General features: G+C 64.8%; 22 protein-coding genes and 1 pseudogene. 6 read left to right on the top strand and 17 right to left on the bottom strand.

Going from position 1 to position 25,777, the window contains the following annotated elements:
• Positions 1 to 107 (bottom strand): annotated as a pseudogene (locus tag DY467_RS26585) (flavin reductase family protein); the annotation flags it as partial.
• 9 nt (positions 108 to 116) lie between these two features.
• On the opposite strand from DY467_RS26585, the gene DY467_RS23865 reads away from it, so the two are divergent.
• Entirely contained in the window at positions 117 to 380 is a 264-nt protein-coding gene (locus DY467_RS23865) for a hypothetical protein (RefSeq protein ID WP_164639426.1), read from the top strand.
• 1,405 nt (positions 381 to 1,785) lie between these two features.
• Here the strand turns inward: DY467_RS23865 and DY467_RS23860 are convergent.
• From DY467_RS23860 to DY467_RS23835, 6 genes are all read right to left on the bottom strand, one after another.
• Positions 1,786 to 2,403 carry a flavin reductase family protein gene (locus DY467_RS23860; RefSeq protein ID WP_164639455.1) on the bottom strand — a complete coding sequence of 206 codons (618 nt, stop codon included), beginning with the start codon at positions 2,401 to 2,403 and terminating at the stop codon, positions 1,786 to 1,788.
• A gap of 17 nt (positions 2,404 to 2,420) precedes the next feature.
• The gene (locus DY467_RS23855) at positions 2,421 to 3,035 is read right to left on the bottom strand and encodes a TetR/AcrR family transcriptional regulator (protein ID WP_164572147.1); all 615 of its coding nucleotides are present in this window, start codon (positions 3,033 to 3,035) and stop codon (positions 2,421 to 2,423) included.
• 17 nt (positions 3,036 to 3,052) lie between these two features.
• Positions 3,053 to 6,190, bottom strand: a complete 3,138-nt coding sequence (locus tag DY467_RS23850; RefSeq protein ID WP_164639453.1) for an efflux RND transporter permease subunit — start codon at positions 6,188 to 6,190, stop codon at positions 3,053 to 3,055.
• Between the two features lie 21 nt (positions 6,191 to 6,211).
• On the bottom strand, positions 6,212 to 7,318 hold the full coding sequence (locus tag DY467_RS23845; protein WP_164639451.1) for an efflux RND transporter periplasmic adaptor subunit: 1,107 nt from the start codon (positions 7,316 to 7,318) through the stop codon (positions 6,212 to 6,214).
• A gap of 117 nt (positions 7,319 to 7,435) precedes the next feature.
• Positions 7,436 to 7,915 carry a VOC family protein gene (locus tag DY467_RS23840; RefSeq protein WP_164639449.1) on the bottom strand — a complete coding sequence of 160 codons (480 nt, stop codon included), beginning with the start codon at positions 7,913 to 7,915 and terminating at the stop codon, positions 7,436 to 7,438.
• Positions 7,916 to 8,019: 104 nt separating this feature from the next.
• Positions 8,020 to 10,641 carry a hybrid sensor histidine kinase/response regulator gene (locus DY467_RS23835; protein ID WP_107356941.1) on the bottom strand — a complete coding sequence of 874 codons (2,622 nt, stop codon included), beginning with the start codon at positions 10,639 to 10,641 and terminating at the stop codon, positions 8,020 to 8,022.
• A 391-nt stretch (positions 10,642 to 11,032) separates the two neighbouring features.
• Between DY467_RS23835 and DY467_RS23830 the strand changes: the two genes are divergently transcribed.
• Positions 11,033 to 11,248 (top strand): CsbD family protein, encoded by a 216-nt coding sequence (locus DY467_RS23830; protein ID WP_107345988.1) that lies wholly within the window; start codon positions 11,033 to 11,035, stop codon positions 11,246 to 11,248.
• 116 nt (positions 11,249 to 11,364) lie between these two features.
• Here DY467_RS23830 and ggt read toward each other — a convergent pair whose 3' ends face one another.
• Positions 11,365 to 12,951: a gamma-glutamyltransferase gene (ggt, locus tag DY467_RS23825; protein ID WP_164639447.1), complete on the bottom strand. Its 1,587-nt coding sequence runs from the start codon at positions 12,949 to 12,951 to the stop codon at positions 11,365 to 11,367.
• Positions 12,952 to 13,200: 249 nt separating this feature from the next.
• Here ggt and DY467_RS23820 point away from each other — a divergent pair, with 249 nt between their 5' ends.
• Positions 13,201 to 13,416 (top strand): SlyX family protein, encoded by a 216-nt coding sequence (locus DY467_RS23820; protein ID WP_011159954.1) that lies wholly within the window; start codon positions 13,201 to 13,203, stop codon positions 13,414 to 13,416.
• Between the two features lie 166 nt (positions 13,417 to 13,582).
• Here the strand turns inward: DY467_RS23820 and DY467_RS23815 are convergent, their stop codons facing one another.
• From DY467_RS23815 to DY467_RS23800, 4 genes are all read right to left on the bottom strand, one after another.
• Positions 13,583 to 15,121: a class I adenylate-forming enzyme family protein gene (locus tag DY467_RS23815; RefSeq protein WP_164639445.1), complete on the bottom strand. Its 1,539-nt coding sequence runs from the start codon at positions 15,119 to 15,121 to the stop codon at positions 13,583 to 13,585.
• Between the two features lie 147 nt (positions 15,122 to 15,268).
• Positions 15,269 to 15,877 carry a nuclear transport factor 2 family protein gene (locus tag DY467_RS23810; RefSeq protein WP_164639442.1) on the bottom strand — a complete coding sequence of 203 codons (609 nt, stop codon included), beginning with the start codon at positions 15,875 to 15,877 and terminating at the stop codon, positions 15,269 to 15,271.
• 145 nt (positions 15,878 to 16,022) lie between these two features.
• Positions 16,023 to 16,688, bottom strand: a complete 666-nt coding sequence (locus DY467_RS23805; RefSeq protein ID WP_164639440.1) for a Crp/Fnr family transcriptional regulator — start codon at positions 16,686 to 16,688, stop codon at positions 16,023 to 16,025.
• Positions 16,689 to 16,833: 145 nt separating this feature from the next.
• Complete coding sequence (locus DY467_RS23800; RefSeq protein WP_107356944.1) at positions 16,834 to 17,247, bottom strand: DUF3775 domain-containing protein; 414 nt, start codon at positions 17,245 to 17,247, stop codon at positions 16,834 to 16,836.
• 140 nt (positions 17,248 to 17,387) lie between these two features.
• Between DY467_RS23800 and DY467_RS23795 the strand changes: the two genes are divergently transcribed.
• The 3 genes from DY467_RS23795 to DY467_RS23785 all read left to right on the top strand — a co-directional run bounded on the left by DY467_RS23795 (position 17,388) and on the right by DY467_RS23785 (position 19,940).
• Positions 17,388 to 18,236, top strand: a complete 849-nt coding sequence (locus DY467_RS23795; protein WP_164639438.1) for an MBL fold metallo-hydrolase — start codon at positions 17,388 to 17,390, stop codon at positions 18,234 to 18,236.
• Between the two features lie 109 nt (positions 18,237 to 18,345).
• Complete coding sequence (locus tag DY467_RS23790) at positions 18,346 to 19,188, top strand: fumarylacetoacetate hydrolase family protein (RefSeq protein ID WP_164639436.1); 843 nt, start codon at positions 18,346 to 18,348, stop codon at positions 19,186 to 19,188.
• A gap of 134 nt (positions 19,189 to 19,322) precedes the next feature.
• On the top strand, positions 19,323 to 19,940 hold the full coding sequence (locus DY467_RS23785) for a glutathione S-transferase family protein (RefSeq protein ID WP_164639434.1): 618 nt from the start codon (positions 19,323 to 19,325) through the stop codon (positions 19,938 to 19,940).
• A 10-nt stretch (positions 19,941 to 19,950) separates the two neighbouring features.
• On the opposite strand, the gene DY467_RS23780 is transcribed toward DY467_RS23785, so the two are convergent.
• From DY467_RS23780 to DY467_RS23760, 5 genes are all read right to left on the bottom strand, one after another.
• Positions 19,951 to 20,502: a methylated-DNA--[protein]-cysteine S-methyltransferase gene (locus tag DY467_RS23780; protein WP_164639432.1), complete on the bottom strand. Its 552-nt coding sequence runs from the start codon at positions 20,500 to 20,502 to the stop codon at positions 19,951 to 19,953.
• A 43-nt stretch (positions 20,503 to 20,545) separates the two neighbouring features.
• A complete protein-coding gene (locus DY467_RS23775; protein WP_107345996.1) occupies positions 20,546 to 21,094 on the bottom strand; it encodes a glycosyltransferase family protein in 549 nt (182 codons plus the stop codon).
• Positions 21,095 to 21,205: 111 nt separating this feature from the next.
• A complete protein-coding gene (locus DY467_RS23770; protein ID WP_164639430.1) occupies positions 21,206 to 22,351 on the bottom strand; it encodes a PepSY-associated TM helix domain-containing protein in 1,146 nt (381 codons plus the stop codon).
• Positions 22,352 to 22,355: 4 nt separating this feature from the next.
• Positions 22,356 to 24,689, bottom strand: coding sequence for a TonB-dependent siderophore receptor (locus DY467_RS23765; RefSeq protein WP_164639428.1), 2,334 nt, complete (start codon positions 24,687 to 24,689; stop codon positions 22,356 to 22,358).
• A 182-nt stretch (positions 24,690 to 24,871) separates the two neighbouring features.
• Positions 24,872 to 25,456, bottom strand: a complete 585-nt coding sequence (locus tag DY467_RS23760) for a hypothetical protein (protein WP_164571224.1) — start codon at positions 25,454 to 25,456, stop codon at positions 24,872 to 24,874.
• Between the last annotated feature and the right edge of the window lie 321 nt (positions 25,457 to 25,777).

The following is a 25,777-nucleotide window of genomic DNA, read 5'->3' as shown; positions in this document are numbered from 1 at the left end:
CGGCCGGCGCGCACGATCGGCCGCGCTGCGGCGGTCTGATAGACGCCGTCTTCGATCAGGCGCTTGTCGATGTGCACCATCACCACTTCGCCGATCGTCAGCCAGGCACACACGTCTTGCTGACGGAAACGCAGAAGAGGGGATTTTATGCTTGTGCGACCACCAGCGAAATGAAGGATCACGTCCTTGCGAACGTCCAGCGTGGCGCCCGTCTGATTTCAGACGAGGCGCGCGCCCTTCAATATCTCGGCATCAAAGCGAGCCAGAAAGAAAAAGCCGCCGGGCGAATGACCTCGTCCGACGGCGATGTTGATCAGACCAACCTAGTTTCCTTACGCGACAGGCGGACTCGGAAACAGAAACGGAATCACGGCTGCTGATCTGCGACCGAACGGCATCCGCCGCCAGTGGCCTCGGACATGCTGCAGCCTCCCATCGCGAATGCGATAGTACGGCTCAATCCAAATGCGACCATTTGCGATCATGGGCAGTTCCTTTCTGAGGTTGAACGGAACGCAAACGCCACGCGCGACGGCGCATCTGGTCGTTGGTTGACCAGTGCGCCGTGCGGCCTCGGAACTAATTTTGAGGGCTTTTGGAGGTGTGCCGTATCAGCGGCAAAGCCTCCTGATCCTTGAATGAAAAAGCCCGGCACAAGGCCGGGCTTTTGGAAAACTAGCGCTAGAACGCCAGGGATAGCTTCGCTTTCGGGCGACTGGATCGGTCAGATCCACTCACCCTGGTGAGCAAGTCTCCTTGCCGTCGAATAGTTCGAAGATCGCGGGGTCGATCCGTCCTATTCGATCTCAGGGCACGGACTCCAAAGTGGGTGCCCTTACACCATTGCTAATAGGCAATGCTCTCCAAATAGCTGAAACCGCTCTTTGCGCAGTTTCCGCCTTTGGTGAGCGAGACTTATCGCCGCCGAACAGACTAGAGGTAGGGCTCCCGCACTGCGGGACGTTGAGACGTGATCTGTTCGATCTTGGCACGGGACGCTAACTCGCGTGGCGTGCCATCACCTGATTTGATGGTTCTCTACGTAAACAAGGATCAGCGCCGTCCCCGGACCCCTCTCAGCCCGGGGCTGATAAGGTCAGAACCCAAAGTCGAGTTGGTCTTTCGATCTGCGCAGGCTGGTGGTGAGGCGATTGGACCGGCGCCCAGAGGGCACCCTATGCCTCTTACCGTTTCTCCAACGCGGATACGAATGAACAAACACGTCTTTGGGCCTTTTGCCGTGGATCTTGCCCATGGCATCGGCTCCTTCTGTCAGGCGGTTATTCCGCCGCTCGTCTGCCCATATGCAGACCGGCGCCGAGAGCCAGCATGCGCTGGTGACATTAGGAGTGGCCGAGGACGGCACTGAAGTTCTAAAGGCCCGACACGCCTCCTTTCGGGCAATATTTCCCAATCACCCAAAACCGGGTGTTGTGCCCCGCCCAATAGGCCGGCAGGCGTAAGCGGTTGCTGCGATCGTGGACCTGCAAGCACCCGCCAACATCAGGCGAGCATCAAGGCGCACCCGAGCACTGGCAAAAGCTTCGCACTTTGGGTGGCACCAAGGTGTCTCCCAACGTGACTGATTGGATGATGCGTTTTCCCTAATTGACAGCTATCGACTTATTCGATGGCCGAATCGATCATCCAAATGAAATCGAACTACTGAAAACATCCGCCGTCAACGGGTCACACAGGTATATAGAGTTTAGAAAAGGCGTGGATGGCCGGGACAAGCCCGGCCATGACGTAAGCGAAGTTCTTTGCCGGAGTTCGGAAAGCAGTTCAGGCCGGCCGGACCATCTCGAACATCGCGTCGGGGCGGATCTCGAAATAGTCGCCGCGCCGGCCGGCGCGCACGATCGGCCGCGCTGCGGCGGTCTGATAGACGCCGTCTTCGATCAGGCGCTTGTCGATGTGCACCATCACCACCTCGCCGATCGTCAGCCAGGCGTCGACTTCGACGCCGTCGGCGCCCTTGAGCCGGACGATCTCCGACAGCTTGCATTCGAACGACACCGGACTCTCGGCAACCCGCGGCGGCTTCACCATTTCGCTGTCGAGCTTGGTGAGATTGCCGAGCGCGAATTCGTCAACCTCATGCGGCACGCTGGCAGAGGTGGCATTCATCGCCTGCGCCAGATCCATCGTCACCAGATTCCACACGAACTCGCCGGTGCGCTGGATGTTGGCGACGGTGTCTTTCCAGGTGGTGGAGGAGAACCCGATCAGCGGCGGGTGGTAGTTGAAGGCATTGAAGAAGCTGTAGGGCGCGAGGTTGACGCGGCCCTCGGCATCGCAGGACGAAATCCAGCCGATCGGCCGCGGCGCAATGATCGCGTTGAACGGGTCGTGCTTGAGGCCGTGGCCGTTCGCGGGCCTGTAGGAATGCAGATCACTCACGCGGGATGTCCTTGTTGTTATTGCGCGTCGGCGCGCCGGCCGGCGCCGAGCGCCGCCAGCACGAAATCGATCATGTCCTCGAGCTTCGGCAGCTCCTTGGTGAAGCTCTGCGCGATCATCTGCGGATGGAAGAACCGGATCATCGCGGCGCAGGTGCAGCTCGCCGCCTGCGGCACATCGGCGACCTTGAACTCGCCGCTGGCCACGCCCTGGACGATCACCTCGCCGATCGTGCCGGTGATGAACTCCATATGGGCGATGCAGACATCCCAGTTCTCCTCCATCGCGATCGCCACCATCTCGTGCAGCTTGGCGTCGCCGATGTAGCGCTCGCAGTTCATCCGGTGCACGGTGGTGAGCAGATCGCGCAGCCGCTGTACCGCCGACCCCGGCGCATGGACGATGGCGACCGCCGCCTGCTCGACCTCGCCCATCAGATGCCGCGCCACGCCCTTGTGGATCGCCTTCTTCGAATCGAAGAAGCGATACACGTTGGCCGGGCTCATCTGCAGGAGCTTGGCGATGTCGGCCACCGTGGTCTTCTGGTAGCCGATCTCACGGAACAGCCGTTCGGCCACCACCAGGATGCGGTGCCGCATGTCGGCTTCGGTATTCTCAGAAACGAGCGTCATCGGGCCAAGATATTCAATTATTCCGCCGCATCGGCAAGCGGAAAGGCGTTCGGCCCAGCGGTGCCGTGTTGCGGCGCAAGATCCGGCTCGGCGACCTTGCCCCGTTCGTCCAGGCTGTTGCGGAACCACAGCGCGTACAGGCCCGGCAGATAGAACAGCGTCAGGAAGGTGGCGACGAACAGGCCGCCCATGATGGTGATCGCCATCGGGCCCCAGAACGCCGAGCGCGACAGCGGGATCATCGCCAGGATCGCCGCCAGCGCGGTCAGCACCACCGGTCGCGCCCGGCGTACCGTCGCCTCGACGATGGCCTCGCGCCGGGTCGAGCCGTGCGCGACGTCGCTCTCGATCTGGTCGACCAGGATCACGGCGTTACGCATGATCATGCCGGCGAGCGCGATCAGGCCGAGAAGCGCCACGAAGCCGAACGGCGCGGAGGCGACATTGAGGCCGAGCGAGGCGCCGATGATGCCGAGCGGGGCGGTGAGGAACACCAGGAGCAGCCGCGGGAAACTCTGCAGCTGGATCATCAGCAGCGCCAGCATTGCGATCACCATCACCGGAAACAGGATGAAGATCGACGCATTGCCTTTGGTCGACTCTTCGATCGCGCCGCCGGCTTCGATCCGGTAGGCCGGCTGCAGATTGGCGCGGATGCTCTCGAGCTGCGGCCAGATCGCGTTGGTGACGTCCGGCGCCTGCACGCCGTCGACGACGTCGCCACGCACGGTGATCGCCATGTCGCGATTGCGGCGCCACAGGATCGGCTCCTCGTGCGAATACTCGACCTTGGCGACCTGCGACAGCGGCACCGCCATGCCGCTACGCGCCGTGATGGTGAGTTCGCCAATCCGGGCGAGATCGAGCCGCTCGTTCGGCACCGCGCGCGCGACCACGCCGATCTTCTCGACGCCGTCACGCACCGTGGTGACTTGCGCGCCGGAGATCAGCATCGCCAGCGCCTGCGAGACGTCCTGCGGCGTCAGGCCGAGCGCGCGGGCACGCGACTGATCGACCACCAGCTTCAGGTACGGCGACTGCTCGTTCCAATCGAGATGCGGATCGATCACGCTCGCGTTCTTCTTCACCACGTCGCGGACCTGATAGGCGATCTCGCGCACCTTGGCGGTGTCAGGGCCGATCACCCTGAACTGAACCGGGAAGCCGACCGGCGGGCCGAAATTGAAGCGGTCGACACGCACCCGCGCCGCCGCGAGCCGGCCGCTATGCGCCGCCTGCTCGATCCGTGCCTTGATCCGCTCGCGCGCCGCGACGTCCTTGGCGACGATCACGATCTCGGCGAAGGATTCGGTCGGAAGCTGCGGATTGAGGCCGAGCCAGAACCGCGGCGAGCCCTTGCCGACATAGGCCGTATAGGTCGCGATATCGCCGTCGTCCTTCAGCAGCGTTTCGGCTTCCTTCACCGACTTCGTGGTGACGTCGAAGGCGGTGCCTTCGGGCAAGCGGAGCTGCAGGAATAGTTCGGGCCGTTCCGACAGCGGGAAGAATTGCTGCTGCACATGGCCGAAGCCGACCACCGCGGCAATGAAGATGCCGACCGTGGCCATCACGACCGTGCCGCGCCAGCGCACGCACCACGTCACCGCGGCGCGCAGCGCGCGATAGATCCGAGTGTGATACACCTCGTCCGGATTGTGGCCCTTCTTGCCGGCGAAGTCCGGCAGCAGCTTGACGCCGATATAGGGTGTGAAGATCACCGCGACGAACCACGAGGCGATCAGTGCGATCGCCACAATCCAGAAGATGCCGCCGGCATACTCCCCGACCGCAGAATTGGCGAAGCCGATCGGCAGGAAGCCGGCCGCGGTGACCAGCGTGCCGGTCAGCATCGGAAATGCCGTCGACTCCCAGGCGAACGACGCCGCCTTGGCGCGATCCCAGCCCTGCTCCATCTTCACCACCATCATCTCCACCGCGATGATGGCGTCGTCGACCAGCAGGCCGAGCGCGATGATCAGCGCGCCGAGCGTGATCCGGTGCAGATCGAGCGACATCACGTTCATGACGATGAACACGATCGCCAGCACCAGCGGCACCGACAGCGCCACCACGATGCCGGTGCGCCAGCCGAGCGCCAGGAACGACACAAACAGCACGATCACCAGCGCCTCGACGAAGGAGCGCATGAACTCGCCGACCGCGTGCTTCACCACTTCGGGCTGATCGGCGATCTGCTCGATGTCGATGCCTTGCGGCACGTCGGCCATGAACGCCGCGGTCGCCGCACTGACCTGCTCGCCGAGCTGCAGGATGTTGGCGCCCTTGGCGGTGACGATGCCGATGCCGATCGCGGGCTTGCCCTTCTGCCGCACCTGGTAATCGGTCGGATCGACATAGCCGTGGCGGATCTCAGCGACGTCGCCGAGCCGAAACACCCGGCCGCCGTTCTCGACGGGGGTCTCCGCCACCGCCTGCGCACCATCGAGCGCGCCGGTGACGCGTAGCGGCACGCGCTGCGACGAGGTCTCGACTGTGCCGGCGGGCACCACCGCGTTCTGCTTGGCGAGCGAGTCGAAGATCGCCTGCGGCGTCAGGCCGAGCGTCGCCAGCTTGGCATGCGAGAACTCGACATAGATCTTCTCGTCCTGCGTGCCGTAGATGTTGACCTTGGAGACGTTGGCGATTTTGAGCAGCCGCTGCCGCAATCCTTCGGCGGCCTTCTTGAGCTGCGCGTAGGTCGCGCCGTCGCCGGTCATCATGTAGAGGATCGAGTCGACATCGCCGTACTCGTCGTTGATCGACGGGCCGATCAGACTGCTCGGCAATTGCGGCGCGACGTCCCACAGCTTCTTGCGCAGCAGATAGAGCAGGTGCGGCACTTCGGACGGCGGCGTCGAGTCGCGGAACGTCACCTGCATCGCGGTGAACGACGCCTTCGAATAGGTCTGCACCTTTTCGAAGTAAGGCAGCTCTTGCAGCTTCTTCTCGATTGGATCGGCGACCTGTTCCTGCATCTCCTTGGCGGTGGCGCCCGGCCAGATCGCCGACACCACCGCGACCTTGACGGTGAACGACGGATCTTCGGCGCGGCCGAGCCGCTGATACGAATAGATGCCAGTGAAGCCGAGCGCGCAGATCAAAAACAGGATCAGCGCCGGATGTCGGACCGCCCAGGCCGACAGATTGAAACGCATCGTCGCACTCCCCAGCGCAGATCAGAACGTCAGAGCCGACACCACCCGCACTTTTTCCGCCGGATCGAGTTTCTGCACGCCGAGCGTGACGATCTGATCGCCTTCGTCGACGCCCTCGGCGATCACCACGTCTTCGGTCTCGTATGCCTTCACCGCGACCCGCTTCAGCTTCACCTCGCCGCCGCCGTCGACGACGTAGAGCGACGGCTGGCCGCCCTGATTGAATAGCGCCGACAGCGGCACCCGGGCGACGCGGACCTTGTCGGGATCGGTCAGCGTCAGCGTCGCGGTCATGCCGAGCACGACGCGGTCGTCCGCGTCCGGCAGCGAGAACTTGGCCAGGAACGTGCGGGTCGCGGGATCGGCGAGCGGCGCCACCTCGCGCAGCTTGGCGACGTAGTGACGGCCGGGCTCGGACCACAGCGTGACATCGGCCAGCCCCTTGGTGGCGCGGGTGATCAGCGTCTCGGGGATCGCCACCACCGCTTCCTTCTCGCCGATCCGGGCGAGCCGGAACGCGGCCTGCCCGGCCGCCACCACCTGCCCGGGTTCGACCAGCGCGGCTGCGACGACGCCGCGGCTGTCGGCTTCGAGCGTCGCGTAGGACAGCGAGTTGCGGGTCAGCTCGACCGAGCGCTCGGCGCGGGCAAAGCGGGCGCGGGCTTCGTCCGCAGTGGCGCGCGCCTGATCCATCTGGGCTTCGGTCGCCCAGCCCTTGGCGCGCAGCTCCTTGGCGCGGTTTTCAGACGCGATCGCCTGCGCCAGCACGCCCTTGGCGGCGCTGTATTCGGCCTCGGCCTGCTCAGCCTGCAGCTTCAGATCGGTCTGATCGAGCAGCGCCAGCTTCTGGCCGACTTCCACGGTGTCGCCGACCTCGACGAGGCGCTTGGCCACCTTGCCGGTGACCCGGAAGCCGACGTCGGTCTCGGTGCGCGGCTTGATCGTGCCGACGAAGCTGCGCTCCGGTGCCTGTGGGGTGTAATGCACCGCCGTGACCAGGACCGGACGCTTGGAGAGCTCCTGTTTGGCGTCCTTGCCGTCGCAGCCCGCCAGACCGAGCACCGCCACAGCCAGCAGGGTACCTGCCAACAGCCTGAAAAACCCGTCGAAAGCAGAAATCGCACGCATCGGCAGCCTCCCCTTGCGGTAAAGGGAACTGTCGATTGATTTCTGACGATTGTCAATAATCGTCAGAAATCATGAATCTGTGATGGAGGCCGATCCTGTTTCCGGGCTCACGGCCCCCTACACGCCCTCATACGCTCGCTGGAGGGCGCCGACGTCGAGCTTCACCATCTGCATCATCGCCTGCATGGCACGCTTGGCACCTTCGCGGTTCGGGCCCGCGAAGAGCTTGAGCGCGTCGGCGGGGACGATCTGCCAGGACAGTCCGTAGCGGTCGCGCAGCCAGCCGCACGCCACCGGCTCGCCGCCATTCGCCAGCAATGCATCCCACAGCCGATCGACCTCGGCCTGATCCATGCAATCGATCTTGAACGACACCGCGTGATTGAACGGCAGCGGGGTGCCGCCGTTGAGCGCCATGAACGGCTGCCCGGCGACCGTGAACTCGACCACCAGCACCGAGCCTTCGGGGCCGCCCGGGGTGTCGACGACGCTGCGCTGGACGTTGTCGATCCGCGAGTCCGGCAGCAGCGACACGTAGAACTGGGCTGCCTGTTCGGCCTCGCCGGCAAACCACAGACAAGGAACGATCTTCGACATTCGCGCATCCTCCCGCACAACGCATCTGCATTGTGCCGAGGACGATCGAACGCGCTGCCGGCCGACAGCCGACGCGAATTTTCGAAAGCAATGACGATCGAACGTCAGCTCGCCAGCTTCAGGCTGCCTTCGCATTGCCGGCGCAATTCGATCAGCGCCTTGTTGAGCTGACCGGTGAGCAGATCGAGCCCTTCCGGCGAGATCGTCTTCGCATCGCGCTCGATCGAACGCGCGATCTCGGCGATCGGGTGGAAGCCGAGCGTGCGGGCTCCACCCTTGAGCGAATGCGCTTCGACCTCGATTGTGTGGCGGTCCATCTGTTCGGCGAAGCGCCGGAACAGCGCGATCCGCCGCTCGGTTTCAGCGAAGAACAGCGCCACCATCTCGCTCACCTGATCCTGGCCGATCTCGGCGGTGAGTTCGGCGAGCGTGTCCATATCGACCTGCATCGGCGGCGACGGCATCGTCACCGGCGTCGACGCGCCGCGCAGCGCCCGCAGCACGGCCGCGACCAGCGCCGGCTTCCGCAGCGGCTTGGACAGGAAGTCGTTCATGCCGGCATCGCGGCAGACTTTGACGTCGTCCGGGAAGGCGTTCGCGGTGAGCGCGATGATCGGCAGCTTGGCGAGCGCGCCGCCCTTGCCGCGGATCGCACGGGTGGCGGCAAGGCCATCCATGTTGGGCATCCGCACGTCCATCAGCACGACGTCGAACTCGCCCTCTCCTGCCGCCGTCACCGCGTCGGTGCCGTCGGACACCACGGTGATTTCGGCGGCGAACTCCTGCAGCATCTTCATCACCACCATCTGGTTGGTGGCGTCGTCTTCGGCGATCAGGACGCGCAGCGGGCGGCCCAGCATCGCGATCCGGGTGCGGAGATCGTCGCTGCCGAGCCGGTCGAGCCGGTGATCGGCAATCCACGCATTGCTCCACGGCAGATCGAGGCTGAAGCGGAAGGTCGAGCCCTCGCCTTCGCGTGAAGTCACGGCGATATCGCCGCCCATCTGCTCGACGATCCGCCGGCTGATCGCCAGCCCGAGGCCGGTGCCACCGAACCGGCGGTTGATCGAGACGTCGGCCTGCGCGAAGTCGGTGAACAGGCTGCCGACGCGATCCGGCGAAATGCCGATGCCGGTGTCGGTTACCTGCCACTCGACGGTGGCGTGGCTGTCGTTGCGCTTCACGCACGTCAGCACGATCGCGATCGAGCCTTGCTCGGTGAACTTCACCGCGTTCGCCGCGAGGTTGAGCAGCACCTGACGGATGCGCGCGGCGTCGCCGTTCAGCGACGGCGGCAGCCGCGGATCGATATCGACCTTCAGCTCGATGCCCTTGCCGCGGACTTCCGGCTCGATGATCGCGCGGACCGACTCGACCAGGGTAGCCGGCGAGAAATCGGCCTGTTCGAACTCCAGCCGGCCGGCTTCGAGCTTCGACAGATCGAGGATGTCGTTGAGGATGCGCAGCAGGTCGTCGCCGGAATCGCGGATCGTGGTGACGGCCTGTTGCTGCTCGGGATCGAGCTTGGTTTCGAGCAGTGAGTTGGCAAGACCCAGCACACCGTTCATCGGCGTCCGGATCTCGTGGCTCATCATTGCCAGAAAGCTGGACTTGGCGCGGTTCTCGGCTTCGGCCTGCTCGGCGCGCCAGCGCTCGGTGACATCACGGCCGACGCCGCGATAGCCGGCGAACTCGCCGGCCGCATCGAGCATCGGCTTGGCGGTGAGCGACCACAGCCGCGGCGTGCCGCCGATCACCACATGCACCACAAGATCGTTCATCGCCTCCCGCTGCGCCATCTTCGCAGCGACGCCCATCGCACAGCGGCCGTCCTCAGGGCACAGCATGCCGATCACATCCGCCAGCGGCGCCCCGATCAGCAGCGACGGCGGCAGCTTGGCGACTTCGACGAAGCGCTCCGGCACGTGCACCAGCCGGCCATGGGCATCGGTCTGCCACAGCCAGTCGCTGGCGTTGGCCTGGAAGTCCTTCAAGAGCAGCGAGATGATTTCGGTCTGCCGTTCGAGTTCGAACTTCGCCCGCAGATTGTCGAAGAACATCTCGCCGTGCGAGATCAGGTTGCGCGACATGAACACCGCGTACAGCACCAGAAAGGCCGCCGTGATCCGATAGGCAGTGCCGTCACTGAGCGCGAGCGATAGAGCTGAACCCGCCGCCAGTGTCCAGGTGTAAGCAAGCCCGGCGCGCGGCACGGTGGATAGTGTAAACGCACCGCCGGAGATCATGCCGGCCGCCACGCAGGCGACGATCAGCTGATCGCCGGGCTCGGCCTTCACGAACACCATCACGGGCATCGCGCCCCAGATCAGTCCGAGCAGCAACGCGTGCAGCGTCATGCGGCGGATCGCACGCGCGGAGGCTTCGAGCCGCGGTTCGAACCGCATGCGCAGCCATGACTGCACCGCCGCCCCCGCCGCGAACAGGATCATCGCCATCCACGCCAGCAGTTGCGGGCGGGCGTCATTGTCCCAGAAGGTGAACAGGATCAGAGCAGCGTTGGCGACGTTGATACTCATCGTCACCGGCGTCAGCCTGGTAACGCTATTGATCTGCGCGGCGCGGATCCGCCGCATTTCGTGCTCGTCGATATCAGGCTGCGATATCAGCGTACCGGCACCGCGTCCGCCGAGCCAGAAGTCGAGCAAAGCCGACCGCTCGGTTTGCGACATCCAGGCCGTTGTCATCGATTGCCACAGGCCGGACATCTCGAAGCGCTCTCTCGGCCGTCCTCAGATCCAGGTCCTCGCCGTGTCATGCGCGGCCCCGCATGCACAGTGTAGCCGCCCGAGAGGATCAAGTCTTCCTTTCGTACGACAGCGCCGGAGACGACAATTCCAGTGTCGCCTGCCGGTCAGGCGATAGCCCGCCGACCATGCGGCGGGCGGGCTTCACGACCGTTAACTCGACCACCGAACCTCGGCCGCAACGGCCGCCTCGGTTAATAATCCGCCAAGCGGACTAACGACAGGTAATTTAGTAGTTATCAATTGCGTCAACAGCGTGCAGTCCTTCGGCACCGCAACCGTCACTCCCCGGGAACATCCGAGGGACCAGTCTGTTGTCCTCGCGAAGATCAAACAGCGAAGGAGACATCTGATGGGTAGCACGATGGACAAGATCAAGGGTCAGGCCAACGAGCTCGCCGGTAAGGCCAAACAGGGCATCGGCGAAGCGACCGGTTCTGACAAGCTGCAGGGCGAAGGCGTGATGCAGGAAGCCAAGGGCCACGGTCAGCAGGCGCTCGGCAACGCCAAGGACGCGGTCAAGAATGCGGCCGACAAGGTCGCCGGCACCGCGCACAAGAATCTGTGATGTCTGCGCGTTGACCGCCGCTGAGGCGGCGATCAACAGGTGCAAGACCGGCCCTCGGGCCGGTCTTCGCATGTTTGGACGAGAGCAATTTTGAACAAGCCGGTGGAAGCCGGCGATCAGTAGCCGAGCGCGCAGCCGTCCTTGCGCGGGTCGGAGCCACCGGTCAGCGTGCCCTTATCCCAATCGATCCAGATGCCCTGGCCGCCACCGTGCGGCGTGCCGATCGGCACGACCTTGTGACCGAGCGCCTTGAGGCCCTCGACGGTCGCCGCCGGCACACCATCCTCAAGCTGATATATGTCCTCGTAGTGCAGGCCACGCGGCAGATCGATCGCTTCCTGCATATCGAGCCCGTAGTCGAGCACGTTGGTCAGCACGTGAACCTGACCGACCGGCTGATACTGACCGCCCATCACGCCCCACGACATCCGGGCCCGGCCGCTCTCGGTCGCGAGTGCGGGAATGATGGTGTGCAGGGGGCGCTTCTTCGGCGCGATACAGTTCGGGTGGCCGGGCTGAATGCGGAAGCCGGCGCCGCGGTTTTGCAGCAGCACGCCGGTCTTGTTCGACACGATCGCCGAACCGAACGAATGCGCGATCGAGTTGATGAACGAGCAGACGTTACGCTCCTCGTCGACCACGGTGATGTACACGGTCGACGGATTCATCGGCGGCGACACCACCGGCAGGTCGAGCAGCTTGTCGAGCGCGATCTGGCTGTAATGCTCCTCGGCGAATTCCTTCGCCAGAATACGCAGCACGTCGACATCGACATGCTGCGGGTCGCCGATGTGCTGCTCGCGGATCATGTAGGCAATGCGGGTAGCCTCGGCTTCCAGATGGAAGCGCTCGACGCTGAGTGGGCCGAACTTTGTGAGATCGAACCGGCTGAGGATGTTCAGCATCACCAGCATGGTAATGCCCGGGCCGTTCGGCGGGCACTGCCAGACGTCGAGGCCTTTGTAGATTGTGCCGATCGGCGAGGTCGTTTCGGTGCAGTGTTCGGCGAAGTCTTCCAGTGTATGCAGACCGCCGAGCCCGCGCAGCGTCTCGACCATGTCTTCGGCGACCGGGCCCTTATAGAAACCGTCCGGGCCCTTGTCGGCGATCAGCTTCAGCGTGTTGGCCAGCTCCGGCTGAGTGATGACGTCGCCGGTCTTGGCGGCTTCGCCGTGCGGCAGCAGGTAGCGCTCGGTGTTGGCACCCTTCTTCAGCTTGGCGAAGCCGTTGGCCCAGTCGAACGCGATACGCGGCGCCACCACGTAGCCTTCCGCCGCGGCTTTGATCGCCGGCTGCAGCACCTTGTCGAGCCCGAACCGGCCGTGATCGCGCAGGATCGTCGCCCAGGCGTCGATCGCACCCGGGACCGTCACCGAATGCGGGCTGGTCAGCGGGATCGCGTCGATGCCCTTTTCCAAAAACCACTCGGCCTTGGCGGCCGCGGGCGCCCGGCCCGAGCCGTTATACGCCGTGATCTTGCCGGTGCCCTTCGGCTGCACCAGGGCAAAGCAGTCACCGCCGATGCCGGTGGATTGCGGTTCGATCACCGCCAGCAGCGCCGAGGCGGCGATCGCAGCGTCGGCAGCGGTGCCGCCAGCTTTCAGGATTTCAATCGCGGCCAGCGCCGCCTGCGGGTGCGAGGTCGCGACCATGCCGTTGCGGGCGTGGACGGTGGACCGGCCGGCGAGATGGAAATTCCTCATAGGCACAAGCTCGTTGGGTTGGTTACGCCGCGCTCCGGCGCCGGCCTAGTTGGCATATTCCACGGCCGCCGAGCAATCCTCGCCGCGACCGGAGCTCGGCGACCGCGATCTGCCTGAACGGGCTGGTTTCCTGCCGGCGCCCGCGCTGTTAAACCCGCCCGTGCAATGGCGCGCTTCCGCATCCGGGCCGGCGACAACCTGCGTCTTGCCGGCCGTGTGCGGGCAGACCGAGCCGAAATGGAGCGAGCGATGGCCGGCGAGAACGATCTGAACGACCGCGTCGAGGCGCTGGAAGTCCGCCTGGCGTATCAGGACGAGACGATCGAGGCGCTGAACCAGACCGTCACCGCGCAGTGGAAGCAGATCGACGCGCTGACCCGGCAGCTCGCCGCGCTGAGCGAACGCCTCGACCAGGCCGAGAGCAGCGCCGGCGCTCCGGCCAACGAACGCCCGCCGCATTACTGAGAGAGGGCGCTCGCCCGCTCGAGCGCAAGCCCCTCCCCTCGTCATTCCGGGGCGCCGCGTAGCGGCGAACCCGGAATCTCTGCGTCGCAACAACCTCGGGATTTCGGGCTCGCTCACTTCGTGAGCGCCCCGGAATGACGTCGGTGAGGCTGAGCGTTTGCTTGGTCTACGACGCCGCCTTCATGCCGAGGCGCTGGTCGCGGAGTTCGCGCTTCAGCACTTTGCCGATCGCGCTGCGCGGCAGCGACTCGACCAGCACCACCTCGGCGAGACGCTGGGTCTTGCCGACCTGACCGTTGGTCCAAGTCTTCAGCTCTGCCGGATCGATGCTGCGGCCGGGCCGCGACGCCACGAACGCAACCGGGGTCTCGCCCCACTCTTCCGACGGCATGCCGACGACCGCGACTTCGAGCACGTCAGGATGCTTGGCGACCACGGCTTCGATATCGCTCGGATAGATGTTGAAGCCGCCGGAGATGATCATGTCCTTCTTGCGGTCCATCAGGGTGATGAAGCCGTCGGCATCGAACCGGCCGACATCGCCGCTGCGCACCCAGAGGTTGCCGTCCTTGTCGGTCCAGAACACTTCGGCGGTCTTCTGTGGCTGATTGAGGTAGCCCTTCATGATGGTGTCGGAGCGGCCGACGATTTCGCCGACTTCACCATTGGGCAGGAAGTTGCCGTCCTCATCGATCATCCGGATTTCATGACCGGGCCGCGGCTGGCCGACGGTGTGCAGCTTGTTCGGGAATTCGTGGGCGAGCAGCGTGCACGAGCCCCCGCCTTCGGTCATGCCGTAGTACTCGGTCAGACCGCCGGGCCAGCGCTTGAGGATGTCGGCCTTGAGCTCCGGCGCGAACGGCGCGGAGGTGCAGAACTTCATCTGGAAGGACGACAGGTCGTACTGACCGAACTCCGGCAGCGCCATGATCCGGCGATACTGCACCGGCACCAGCATCGCGTGAGTGACACGATACTTCTGCGCCAGCTCCAGGAAACCGCGGGCATCGAACTTCTTCATCAGCACGACGGTGCCGCCGCCGGCGAGCGTCGGATTGAAGCAGACCAGCGTCGTGTTGGAATAGAGCGGCGTCGACAGCAGCGTCACCGCGTCGGGGCCGTAACCGATCGGATCGAGCTTGCCATATTGCGCCCAGCGCATCTGATGGCTGTGGACGATGCCCTTCGGCGTGCCCGTCGTGCCGGACGAGTAGATGATGTTGAACACCCATTCCGGATCGATCGTCACCGGCGCGGGCTTGCTACCTTCCGGCGCCAGCCAGCGGGTGAACGCTTCTCCGCTGGTGCCATCGTCGAACGCGACGCGCTTCACCGCGGCATCGATCTCGGCGTCCTTCATCGCAGTCGCGGCGAAGTCGTCGGTGAACAGAATCTTGGCGCCGGAGTCCCGCACCATCGCGGAGAAGTCCTTGGCGGTCGACGACGGCGCCAGCGGCGCGACCGCGATGCCGGCGCGCAGCGCGCCGAGGAAGGTCGCGGCATATTCGATCGAGGACAGCGCGCAGATCGAGATCGTGTCGGTCGGCTTCAGGCCGTCGCGCTGCAAGGTCGCGGCGATGCGATCGATCAGCGCATCAAATTCCGCGTAGCGCAATTGCCGTTCCCCGTCGATCACTGCGATCCGGTCCGGGCGCGCCTGCGCGGTGCCGCGAACCAGGGCAGGAAGTGTGATGAAGTCGGGCATTTCGGTCTCCACGTTTCTTGGTTATCCAGTTCGACAAGTGCTCCGTCATTGCGAGAAGCGAACCGACGAAGCAATCCAGAAGTCCGTGTCCGGCGCTCTCGATTGTTTCGCTTCGCTCGCAATGACGCTGAGAGAAGTCAGCTCGCGTCAGCGATCCAGCGCCTCGCCTTTCAACCACTTCGCGCCGCTGGCGTACAGCCGTTCGACGGCCTCGCCTTTCAGGCCCGGCATGTCGCGCTTGATCGGGTAGCCGAGGCCGCTCTGCAAGTAAGCGAGATGGCGATAGCCTTCGGGGAATTGCGCCAGCAGCGCGGGATCGAGCGCCAGCTTCGCCGCCGGATCGACCGGGTCGATGCGATCCTTCTCGTAGATCGGCTGGCGCAACACCAGGCCCCAACGGCCGTCGCGCTTTTCAAGAAAATCATAGAACCGGCCGGTGCAAACCACATCGACCACGACGTCATGCACGCTGGCGCGCTGCGAGATCGTCATCTTGGTCTGCGAGACTGCGCGGCTGCCGGCGAGGTCGATCGACTGGCCGCCGAGGAAGTGCAGGATCGAGACGCCCTTGGCCCAGCCGGCCTTGCTCATCGCGATGAATTCGTCGGCGGTGCCCTGCGTCCAGGTCGCCATCATCCGGCCGTCGTCAAACCAGACCGTGCGGAAACGCTCCCAGTCTCCGGCGTCCCGCCACACCGCCCAGTTCTCGATCAGTTCGCGGATCGCGAGCCGATCGTGCCGCTCCTCGTCGTCCATGCCGTTTCCACCCTGCGTCTTGCGCGCGGGGCGCACTATACTGGCGGCACAGCCGCGCGTATCCGGCAAAAGTGGATGGCGGTTTTGCGAGGCGAGGCCGCGCAAGTGGCTTGACCGCGGCCCCGACGAAATGCAGCTAGCCCAGCTAGCCGCGGGCCTCGGCCCGATCGTGCAGCACGGCGCTGAGCCGGCCCGGGTGGACCTCGATGGTGCGGTCGTAACTGATCAGGCCCAATTTTCGGAACTTGTTCATGAAGTAGCTGACGCGCGACCGCGTGGTGCCGATCATCTCGGCCAGAGTCTCCTGGCTGATGTGCGGCGCGATCGGCTGCGGCTCGCTGCCCTCCTCGAACTCGGCGAGGCGCAATAGCAGCCGGGCCAGCCGTTTCTCGCTGCAGTTGAGCAGCTGATCGAGCAGATCTTCTTCGATGCGGCGATTGCGCAGCAGCAGATGCCGCACGAACAGCTCGGCGAAATCCGGCTGCGCCCGCAGCGTCTCGATCAGCCGCGCACTGGCGATCGCGGCCACGACACAATCCTGCATCGCAATCGTGGTGGTGCTACGGCTGACTTCGCCGACCAGACAGCCGTCACCGAAGAACTGCCCCGGCGACACCATGCCGGTCGCCGCTTCCTTGCCCTGCACCGACAGCACGACGACTTTGATCCGTCCCTGCAGCAGCAAGTACACGCTATCGGCGTTGTCGCCCTGCGCGTAAATCGTCTGGTTCTTGGCGAATTTGGCGATCGAGTGACCCTGACCGAGCTTACGCAGCAGGTCGCGGGGATCGAAACCAGCCTCCGGCTTCATGGTCGCCTCCACGGGTCGACCGGCATTCGTTCGTGCCGATCAAAGGGCCGGGTAGATTAGACCGCACAGCGCTGAAATCGCTGGTAAATCGGCGTCCCTCGGAATGCTACGGGACCGCAGCACCCGAGTACGCGTGGCGTCGCGCTCAAACCACAGGTGTGGTGCGCTCGTCGTTCCAGGACAGCCCGAACTGATCCAGCCCTTCGGCCAGGTAATCACCGAGCAGCGGCTCGCCGAGCAGATAGCGCGCGGTGCGTCCGTTGCGCCCCTCTGCTGCCTCGCGGCGGAGATCGTCCCACTCCTCGATGCTGCCGTCGCCGCGGCCGAGCCGCATCAGCGCCACCAGGTCGATCTGCTCTTCCTCGGTCATCGCGCTGATGAAGCCGGCGATCTCTTGAACAACCGGGTCTTCGCCGGTGTCTTCGAGCACGTCCACCATGTTGTCGTCGGCGCCGTTCGATCCGGAATCGGCATCGGCGTCGCCTTCCTTGACGTCGAATTCACGCGCCTTCTCGATCAGAAACGCGACCTTGTCGGTCGAAATCGCGAGCTCGGGCATCGTCTTTCCTCCGTCGTGGCGCGGGTTTCGCTCTCCGGCGCGCGCGAACTAACGCACTGCAGCGCGAGATGATCCATTGCGCCTCAAGCGCAAAACCCGCATGTTTGGGCAAAATACGAAAAGCCCGGGAGAAACGTGGGATGGCCTGGACCATCGGCAAGGTCAAAATCACAAAAATCGTCGAGATGGAGTTGACCGGAGGCACCCGGTTCATCCTGCCGCAAGCCACCCCCCAGGAAATCCAGGCCATGCCGTGGCTGATACCGCAGTTCGCCAGCCCCGAAGGCCGGCTGACGATGTCGGTTCACAGCTGGGTGGTGGAAACGCCGAGCCGCCGGATCCTGGTCGATACCTGCATCGGCAATGACAAGCAGGGCCGCGGCGTGCCGCACTGGAACGGGCTGGACAAGCCGTACCTGCAGGATCTGGCCAAAGCCGGCTATCCGGCCGAGAGCATTGACACGGTGATCTGCACCCATCTGCACGTCGATCACGTCGGCTGGAACACCAGGCTGGTCGACGGCCAGTGGGTGCCGACCTTCCCCAACGCACGCTATCTGTTCGGCCGCATCGAATACGAGTACTGGAAGAAGCACTCCACCGACGCGGCGCACGCCGCGGTGTTCGCCGACTCGGTCGAGCCGGTGATCGCTGCCGGCGTCGTCGATCTGGTCGGCAGTGATGCCCAGATCGCCGATGAGATCACATTGATCCCGACGCCCGGCCACAGCCCCGGCCATATCGCCCTGCACATCCGCTCCGACGGCGAAGAGGCGGTGCTGTCGGGCGACGTCGCGCATCATCCCTGCCAGATGGTGCGGCTGGACTGGTCGTCGAGCTTCGATTCCGACGGGCTGCAATCGATCGAAACGCGGCGACGTTTGTTCTCGCGCTTCGCCGATACGCCGACGCTGCTGTTCGGTGGGCATTTCGGTCCCGGGCGGATCATCCGCGACGGCGACGCTTTCCGTCTCGTGGCGCCGTCATGACAAAGCATGGCGGCGCTGCGCATAGCGTGCCAGCGCGGCCATGTATTGAATTCAACTCACTACTGATCCATCACTTAGGCAGCCTGCAAAACTGCGGAGGACACGCGGGATGAAGCTTGTTCGTTATGGTGCTATCGGCCACGAGAAGCCCGGCCTGATCGATAGAGACGGCCAGCTACGCGATCTGTCCGGGCAGATCGCGGACCTTGCAGGCGACGCGTTTTCGCCCGCAGGCCTCGCCAAACTCGCTGCGCTCGATGTCGCCGGACTGCCCGCCGTGCCCGGCCATTCGCGGCTTGGCTCGCCGGTCGGCGGAGCACCGAAATTCATCGCGATCGGCCTGAACTACGCCGACCACGCCGCCGAAGCCAACATGCCGATCCCGGCCGAGCCGATCGTGTTCATGAAGGCTAACAATTCGCTGTGCGGGCCGAACGACGATGTCGAGAAACCGCGCGGCTCGACCAAGCTCGATTGGGAAGTCGAACTCGCGGTGATCATCGGCACCCGTGCCAAATATGTCAGCGAAGCCGACGCGCTCAACTACGTCGCGGGGTACGCGGTGTGCAACGACGTCTCCGAACGCAACTTCCAGCTAGAGCGGGTCGGGCAATGGACCAAGGGCAAGTCGCACGACACCTTCGGCCCGCTCGGCCCCTGGGTCGTCACCAAGGACGAGATCGCCGACGTCCACAAGCTCGGGATGTGGCTCGACGTCAACGGCAAGCGCTGCCAGACCGGCTCGACCGCGACCATGATCTTCAACGTGCCGAAGATCGTGTCGTATCTGTCGGAGCTGATGACGCTGATGCCCGGCGACATCATCACCACAGGCACGCCGCCCGGCGTCGGCATGGGCAAGAAGCCGCCGCAATTCCTCAATGTCGGCGACGTCGTCACCCTCGGCATAGAAGGCCTCGGCGAGCAGAAACAGGCCATCGTGGCGGCGTAAGGATATCCACGCCGCCATTGCGAGCGAAGCGAAGCAATCCAGCGCCATTCGCGCGAGATTGGATTGCTTCGTCGCTTCGCTCCTCGCAATGACGGCGAAAGCAAACAACGCTTCGTCCCTGAGGATCTTATCTGATGAAACTCACCTTCTCCCAAGCCTCGCCGTTCGCCCGCAAGGTGCGGATCGCGGCGATCGAACTCGGACTGATCGACCAAATCGAGTTCGTGTCGGCGACCGTGATCCCGGCGCAGGCCAACGAGCCGTATATGCGCGAGGTCAACCCGCTGAAGAAGCTGCCGGCGCTGATCCTCGACAATGGCGAGGTGATCGTCGACTCCTACGTGATCGCCGAATATCTCGACGACCTCGCCGGCGGCGGCAAGCTGATCCCGGCGTCTGGCGCGGAGCGCTGGCGGGTGAAGAGCGATCACTCGCTGCTGCAGGGCATACTGGATTCGATGCTGCTGTGCCGCTACGAAAAGCTGGTACGGCCGAAGGACTTGTTCTGGCAGGGCTGGTACGACGATCACTGGGCGCGGGCCTGGGCTGGCATGGCGCGGTTCGATCGCGACACCGCAATGCTGAACGGGCCGCTGACGATCGCCCAGATCGCGCTCACCTGCGTGCTCGGCTACGCCGACTTCCGCTTTCCGGATTGCGGCTGGCGCGCTGCCTATCCCAATCTCGATGCGTTCTTCCAGCGGATGTCGCAGCGCGAGTCGGTGAAGGTGTCGGTGCCGCCGGCGGCCTGAGCCGCAGCCCCTAGTCGAACAGGCTGGGCGTGTAGTTGACGGCGGCGCCCTCGATCGCCAGCAGCTTCAGCTTGGTGGTGACGCCGCCATTGGCCGAGAAGCCGCCGGGTTTGTCCCCGGCGGCAAGCACGCGGTGGCACGGCACGATGATCGGACACGGATTGCGCCCCAACGCCTGCCCGACCTCGCGCGACAGCTCGACCCCGCCGAGCTGCTTGGCGATATCCCCATAGGTCAGCGTCTTGCCGGCCGGGATCCCGCGGGCGATGTCGTAGACCCGGCGCTGAAACGCCGAGGTGCCGTCGAGATCGAGCTGAATGCCGGCGAAATCGATCGCGACCCCTTCCAGCAGAGCGACGATTCCGTCGATCGCACGCTGCACGTCGGCCGGCGGGGCCGCTTCGACGCTGTCGGGGTGACGCTGGGTGATGCGAGCGCAGGTCTGCGCTTCGGTCGGCTGCGGCAACTGCACCGCCACGATTCCGCGTGCGCCCCAAACGATGCCGCAGCGGCCGATCGCTGTGTCGAACAGGGCATGGCTGTGCTGGCTCATCGGCATCATGGCACCGAGACTACGCCGGCTGCGGTCGGCCGGCCACCCGATTTCAAGCCGCCGGGACGTGCTGCTCCAGACGGGTGGCGACCGTGGCCAGCAGCTTTTTCGGGTCCGCCGGCAGCACATGGGCGCGGGCCGGATCGAAATCGTAGGCGATATGATAGGCGTCGTGCTGGTCCTGGGTCAGGAACCACAGCTCGGTGCGGGAGGCCGCAGCGAACACGCCGCGCTCCAGCGCCAGACGGATTCGCTGCCGCGGCGGCCAGGCCCACAGCCGGTCACGCAGGATCGCCGCATCGTCGGCGACGTAATGAAAGTCGGCGCCGGGCACCAGTTCGAACGACAGCAGCGCATCCGGTTGATGCGTGCGGCGGTGCTCGCGGACCGCGCGCGCGAAATTACGCGCCCGGCGGTGATTGGTGAGGCCGCGCGCCTTCACTTGAACGACCGTGATGCGGTCGAGCGGCTCGGGCGACGGGATCGTGGTGACGATGGTGACGTCGTGGCCGCGAGTGGCGAGATGGCGCGCGATAGCGATGCAATCGCGTTCTTTGCCGCTCTGCTTTTCGAGTTGGAAGACCGCCAGCAAGATTTTCATGACGCGGCGGTTGGTTCGCGACCGGTCGGGGTGACTTGACCGGGGGCTTATAGCGCGCCGGATCGGCGCGGCGCAACATTTCGGCCGCCGGGCTGATGCCCGACATCGGCGTCAGCCGGTTTTGCCTTGAGCAGCACGCAGCATCCGCTTGTGCCGCCGGCGCGACAGATACAGCAGAACGCCGGTCACTCCGAACAATGGCATTGCCGCCGCCGCCAGCATGAACAGCAACTGACCGGGCCAGCCGAAAATGCTGCCGCGGTGGATGTCGAGCACGCGTGCCAATACCTTTTCGCCGATCGTCTTGTCGGCGTAGAGGTCAGCGGACAGGATTTGGCCAGTCCGACCGTCGATCCGCAATTCGTCGTGCGCGCCGTCTCGGGCATCGGTCAGCCAGGCGCGGACCCGCACGGTGCCGTCGCGTCCGGACGGCAGCGTCAGGCGTGCAGCCACGATCCTGTCGCCACGTTCGGCCACGAGTGTTGCCCAGACGCGATCCAGCGAAACTGCGGCGGACGGCGCCTCAGGAACGACAGGACGGTGTGGACGCTGCGTCGTGACCGGGGATCGTGCCAGAAGCCATGTCGCGGCGTCCTTGTACCAGTCGAACGACCACCACAGGCCGGTCAGCGTCATGGTCAGATTGAGCAGCAACACCCAGGTTCCGATCACGGCGTGCAGCGACCGGTGCAGTCCGCGCCCGCGCAACTGCCAGTGCGGCTTCAACCAGACCTTGATGCTGCCCGGACGATGCGGCCATCGCAGCACCAGGCCGGTGAGCAGCATGACCAGCAATCCGAGCGCGGCAATCCCGGTGATGGTCCGGCCGTAACCATTGCCGTCGCCCGGCAGCAGCAACCAGCGGTGCAGCTTGCGGACCGTCGCAAAGAATGCGTCGGCGGCCGGATGGCCGAGACTGTCGCCGCTGTAGGGATCGACATAAAGCGGGGCGGGCCGAGTGTGATCCGGCTTGCGCGCGAACCGGACCTCGGCGGCTGTGGTCGCGCTGCGCGGCATCGTGATCGACGCGACGGGATCGCCGCCGGCCTGCAATTTCGCGACCAGCGCGTCCAGCGACATCCTCGATGCAGCGTGCGGTGCGAGCTGGACGCGGCCGGCATCCAACGCGCCGCGGATCTCGTCCTCGAAACTCATCACCGCGCCGGTCAACGCCACCACCACCAGCACTGCCGCAAGGACCAATCCGGCGACGGAATGGAGCTGCAGCAGGATGGCCTTGAGCGCCGGTGCCCGCATCGAACTAGAACTTGACCGTCGCGGCCAGCGAGAACCGCCGAGCGTCGCCGACCGCGACGTTGAGGGTGTTGACGGCCGACGGATAGTACACGGTGTCGAACACGTTCTTGACGTTGAACTGATAGGTCACGGGGAACGGACCTGTCCGGGTCTCGTAGCTGGCGAAGATGTCGGCCACCGTGTAGGCGGGCAGCACGAAGGAATTGGTGCTGTCGCCGGGCCGATCGCCGACATAACGGGGGCCGCCGCCGACGCGCAGCCGTCCGGGCAGCGCCGTGCCGAAATCATAGACCAGGAACAGCGACGCGGTGTTCATCGCCACGTTCTGCAGCCGCTTGCCGACCAGCGCCGGGTCCTCGGTGACGATCGCGTCGGTGTAGCCATAGCTGGCGATCGTGCTCCAATGCTCATCGAGCCGGCCGGTGACGTCGAACTCGACGCCGCGTGAGCGGACCTTGCCGGCGGCGCGATATTCGTTGAGGCCGGTCGCGGCGTTGAACTGCGACACCAGCACGTTCTTCTTGTCGATGTCGTAGACCGCCAGCGTGCCCGACAGCCGCTTATTCAGGTCGAACTTCAAGCCGGCTTCGTATTGCGTGCCTTCTTCGGGGGCGACGTTCGAGCCGATGACGAAGCCGCCGGTCAGCGGCGCAATGCTCGAGGTCGGCTGCAACGACTGGGTATAGCTGGCGTAGAGCGAGACCTGATCGTTCAGCTTGAGGATGGCGCCGGCCAGCGGCAGCACCTTGCTGCCGTCGAGATTGGTGTTGGCGGTGAACGGCCGACCGCGGCCGGCGAGCTGGTCGTATTCCATCCAGCGCAGGCCACCGACCAGTGAGAACCAGTTGGTGAGATGCAGAGTGTCCTGCAGGAACAACGAGCGGGTCTCGAGCTGGTCGGTCTGATTGCTGTCGGAGGGCGACACCGTGGTGCCGGGCTGCACCAGGCCGTAGGTGGGGTTGTAGAAATTGAAGTTCGGCGTCGCCTGCCGGATCAGATCCTGGCGATAGATCACGCGGCGTTGCGCATCACCGCCGATCAGCAATTCGTTGCGGAAGTCGCCGAGCCAGACATTGCCCTGCAGGTAGGACGTGCCGTAGCTGACGTAAGCCATCGCGCCCTTGGTACCGTCATTGCTGCGGCGCTCGACGCCGGTGCGGGCATCGACCGAGGTGATGCGGAGCTGGTTGGCGTCGTAGGTCTCGCTGTTGAAGCTGTAGGCGGCGGTGACTTTCCAATTGTCGTCGAGTCGGTGCTCGATCGAACCCTGCACCAGATCCGACTTGCCCCAGGTCCGGTTGAACGCCTCGTCGAGCCGGCGCGTCGCGGGGATCGCCAGCGGCGCGCCATTCACGAACGATGTGCCGCGATCGAACGGATAGCTGAACTCGCGATGCTCGTAGCCGAACTGAATGGTGGTGCGGTCGCCATACCAGGCGAGCGACGGCGCAATCAGCATCTCGCGATTGGCGCCGAAATTGCGCCAGTAGTCTTCATCGAGGCCCGAGCCGACGAACCGATAGGCGACGCCGCCATCGCCCATCGGGCCGGTGACATCGACGACCGCCTGGCTGCCGTTCTTGCCGCCGCCGAAGGTCGAGCCGATCACGGTGAGCGAGCCGTGCTGATACAGGTCGGGCCGCTTGCTGATGGTGTTGACGATGCCGCCGGGCGTCTGGATGCCGTACAGCAGCGAGGCCGGGCCTTTCAGCACTTCGACGCTTTCGACGTCGGCGCCCAGCGCGCGGCCCTGCACCAGCGGCATGCCGTTGCGCATGATCGAGCCGTCGCGATTGTCGCCGAAGCCGCGGCGGATCACGGCGTCGAACGAGCCCGCCAGCGTGTTGGTCTGGGTGACGCCGCTGACATTGGCGAGCGCGTCGTCGAGATTGCGCGGCAGCTGATCCTTCAGCACCTGCTCGGGCACGATATTGACGGATTGCGAGCTATCGAGCGGCGAGGCGCCGCTGCGCAGCGTTGTCGGGCTGGGCATCGCGCGATAGCCGAGCTTGGCTTCGTTCAGTTGAGCGGCCGCAGCGGCTGCACGTTCGGCCGGGCTCGGCGGTGCGGCGACCGGGGCGCGGCGCGCCTGCCGTCTGATGGGGGCACGGGTGTTTCGCTGCGGCGCCGGCGCAGACCGCGTCGCGACCGCACGATTTTTTGGCGCCTCGACGGTGACACTCGGCAACTGCTGCGACGGCGACTGCGCATCGGCAGTCTGCGGGACCAGCGCCGTCAAGCACACCGCGGAGCCGACAGCGACACGGACAGCAAGACCGCAGCAGGTGGTGAGGAGAGCCTGATGGGCTCGGCGGCGGGCGTCGGATCGGTCTGGCATGGCACTCTGTTGCACTGCAGCGGATGCGACCGCCTAGCAGAAGCGCCAGACCAAGAGAATGCGGGGGAGCTTGGAATCAGTCTAACGGTCGACAGCGCGTCGGTGCACGCCTGCGCCATACGGCAACGCCGCCTCTCGGTTGAAAGGCGGCGTTTTCAGAAGCGACCGGAGTTCTCGATCGGCTAGTCGTCTTCTTCGAGCGCGGTCGACAGCGCGTCGTAGTTCTTGGTCACGAGGTCAATATTGGTCTTGTTGGTGACGGCCGGGCCGGGATTCTTCAGCGCGTCGTTCATGTCGGCCAGGGCCTGCTTCTTGTCTTCGGCCTTCATCTTGGTGTCGGCTTCGACCGCTGCGATCTGGTCCTTCAGCGCCGCGGCCGGACCGACATAGGTCTTGGTCTTTGGGTCCATGCCGGCCAGCACCATGCCGATCGCTTCGACGACGTCGCTGTACTCGTCGTAGGACGCAAAGCCGTGCTTCTTCGCGGCATCATCGAGCTGGGCAAGAATCTTCGGATCAGGCTTGGTGTCCTGATCGTCCGGCAGCTTGGCCGCAATCGTGTCGACGTCCTTGTGGGCGGCAAGCACGCCCTGGATCTGCTTGTCGGTGAGCGTGATCTCCTTCATCGCCGGCTCGGCCGCGGACGGAGCAGACGGCGCCGCTTTGTTGGCCTGAGCAAACACGGGAGTGATCGACGTCGACGCCAGCGCGACGGCGATGACACCGGCGCCAAGCGCGACGACGACGGGACGAAGGGCAAAAGGCATGAACTGTCTCCTCGATTGGACTTGGCCCGCAGGCGACCGTTGTGGGTCGGCGGCGCAACTGCCGCGGTTCACGATCAATCTGACGTCGGATCGAGTCGGAACGGGGGCGAGACTAGTCTGATCGAGATGAACCGCCGCGAAATGCAGCGGAATGCACAGCGAACTATCGTCGCATCTGTGCGCCCAACGCAAAGACGCCGCCTCTTTTGGAGGCGGCGTTTTTGTTTGTAGCGGACATCGTGTTTTGTTGAGGATCTCTTGTGCTTTGCAGGCCTGGCGGCGACCTACTCTCCCGCGTCTTGAGACGGAGTACCATTGGCG

It is taken from the genome of Rhodopseudomonas sp. BR0G17 (genome assembly GCF_010907025.1).
GTDB classification, from domain to species: Bacteria; Pseudomonadota; Alphaproteobacteria; order Rhizobiales; family Xanthobacteraceae; genus Rhodopseudomonas; species Rhodopseudomonas palustris_H.
The sequence above is the reverse complement of the archived record's forward strand: the minus strand, read 5'-3'. Positions and strand labels throughout refer to the sequence as shown.

Coding starts and splice junctions, on each gene's coding strand:
- DY467_RS23855 (WP_164572147.1), bottom strand. CDS start 3,035: ATGACGCTCGTTTCTGAGAATACCGAAGCCGACATGCGGCACCGCATC.
- DY467_RS23850 (WP_164639453.1), bottom strand. CDS start 6,190: ATGCGTTTCAATCTGTCGGCCTGGGCGGTCCGACATCCGGCGCTGATC.
- DY467_RS23845 (WP_164639451.1), bottom strand. CDS start 7,318: ATGCGTGCGATTTCTGCTTTCGACGGGTTTTTCAGGCTGTTGGCAGGT.
- DY467_RS23840 (WP_164639449.1), bottom strand. CDS start 7,915: ATGTCGAAGATCGTTCCTTGTCTGTGGTTTGCCGGCGAGGCCGAACAG.
- DY467_RS23835 (WP_107356941.1), bottom strand. CDS start 10,641: ATGTCCGGCCTGTGGCAATCGATGACAACGGCCTGGATGTCGCAAACC.
- DY467_RS23830 (WP_107345988.1), top strand. CDS start 11,033: ATGGGTAGCACGATGGACAAGATCAAGGGTCAGGCCAACGAGCTCGCC.
- ggt (WP_164639447.1), bottom strand. CDS start 12,951: ATGAGGAATTTCCATCTCGCCGGCCGGTCCACCGTCCACGCCCGCAAC.
- DY467_RS23820 (WP_011159954.1), top strand. CDS start 13,201: ATGGCCGGCGAGAACGATCTGAACGACCGCGTCGAGGCGCTGGAAGTC.
- DY467_RS23815 (WP_164639445.1), bottom strand. CDS start 15,121: ATGCCCGACTTCATCACACTTCCTGCCCTGGTTCGCGGCACCGCGCAG.
- DY467_RS23810 (WP_164639442.1), bottom strand. CDS start 15,877: ATGGACGACGAGGAGCGGCACGATCGGCTCGCGATCCGCGAACTGATC.
- DY467_RS23805 (WP_164639440.1), bottom strand. CDS start 16,688: ATGAAGCCGGAGGCTGGTTTCGATCCCCGCGACCTGCTGCGTAAGCTC.
- DY467_RS23800 (WP_107356944.1), bottom strand. CDS start 17,247: ATGCCCGAGCTCGCGATTTCGACCGACAAGGTCGCGTTTCTGATCGAG.
- DY467_RS23795 (WP_164639438.1), top strand. CDS start 17,388: ATGGCCTGGACCATCGGCAAGGTCAAAATCACAAAAATCGTCGAGATG.
- DY467_RS23790 (WP_164639436.1), top strand. CDS start 18,346: ATGAAGCTTGTTCGTTATGGTGCTATCGGCCACGAGAAGCCCGGCCTG.
- DY467_RS23785 (WP_164639434.1), top strand. CDS start 19,323: ATGAAACTCACCTTCTCCCAAGCCTCGCCGTTCGCCCGCAAGGTGCGG.
- DY467_RS23780 (WP_164639432.1), bottom strand. CDS start 20,502: ATGATGCCGATGAGCCAGCACAGCCATGCCCTGTTCGACACAGCGATC.
- DY467_RS23775 (WP_107345996.1), bottom strand. CDS start 21,094: ATGAAAATCTTGCTGGCGGTCTTCCAACTCGAAAAGCAGAGCGGCAAA.
- DY467_RS23770 (WP_164639430.1), bottom strand. CDS start 22,351: ATGCGGGCACCGGCGCTCAAGGCCATCCTGCTGCAGCTCCATTCCGTC.
- DY467_RS23765 (WP_164639428.1), bottom strand. CDS start 24,689: ATGCCAGACCGATCCGACGCCCGCCGCCGAGCCCATCAGGCTCTCCTC.
- DY467_RS23760 (WP_164571224.1), bottom strand. CDS start 25,456: ATGCCTTTTGCCCTTCGTCCCGTCGTCGTCGCGCTTGGCGCCGGTGTC.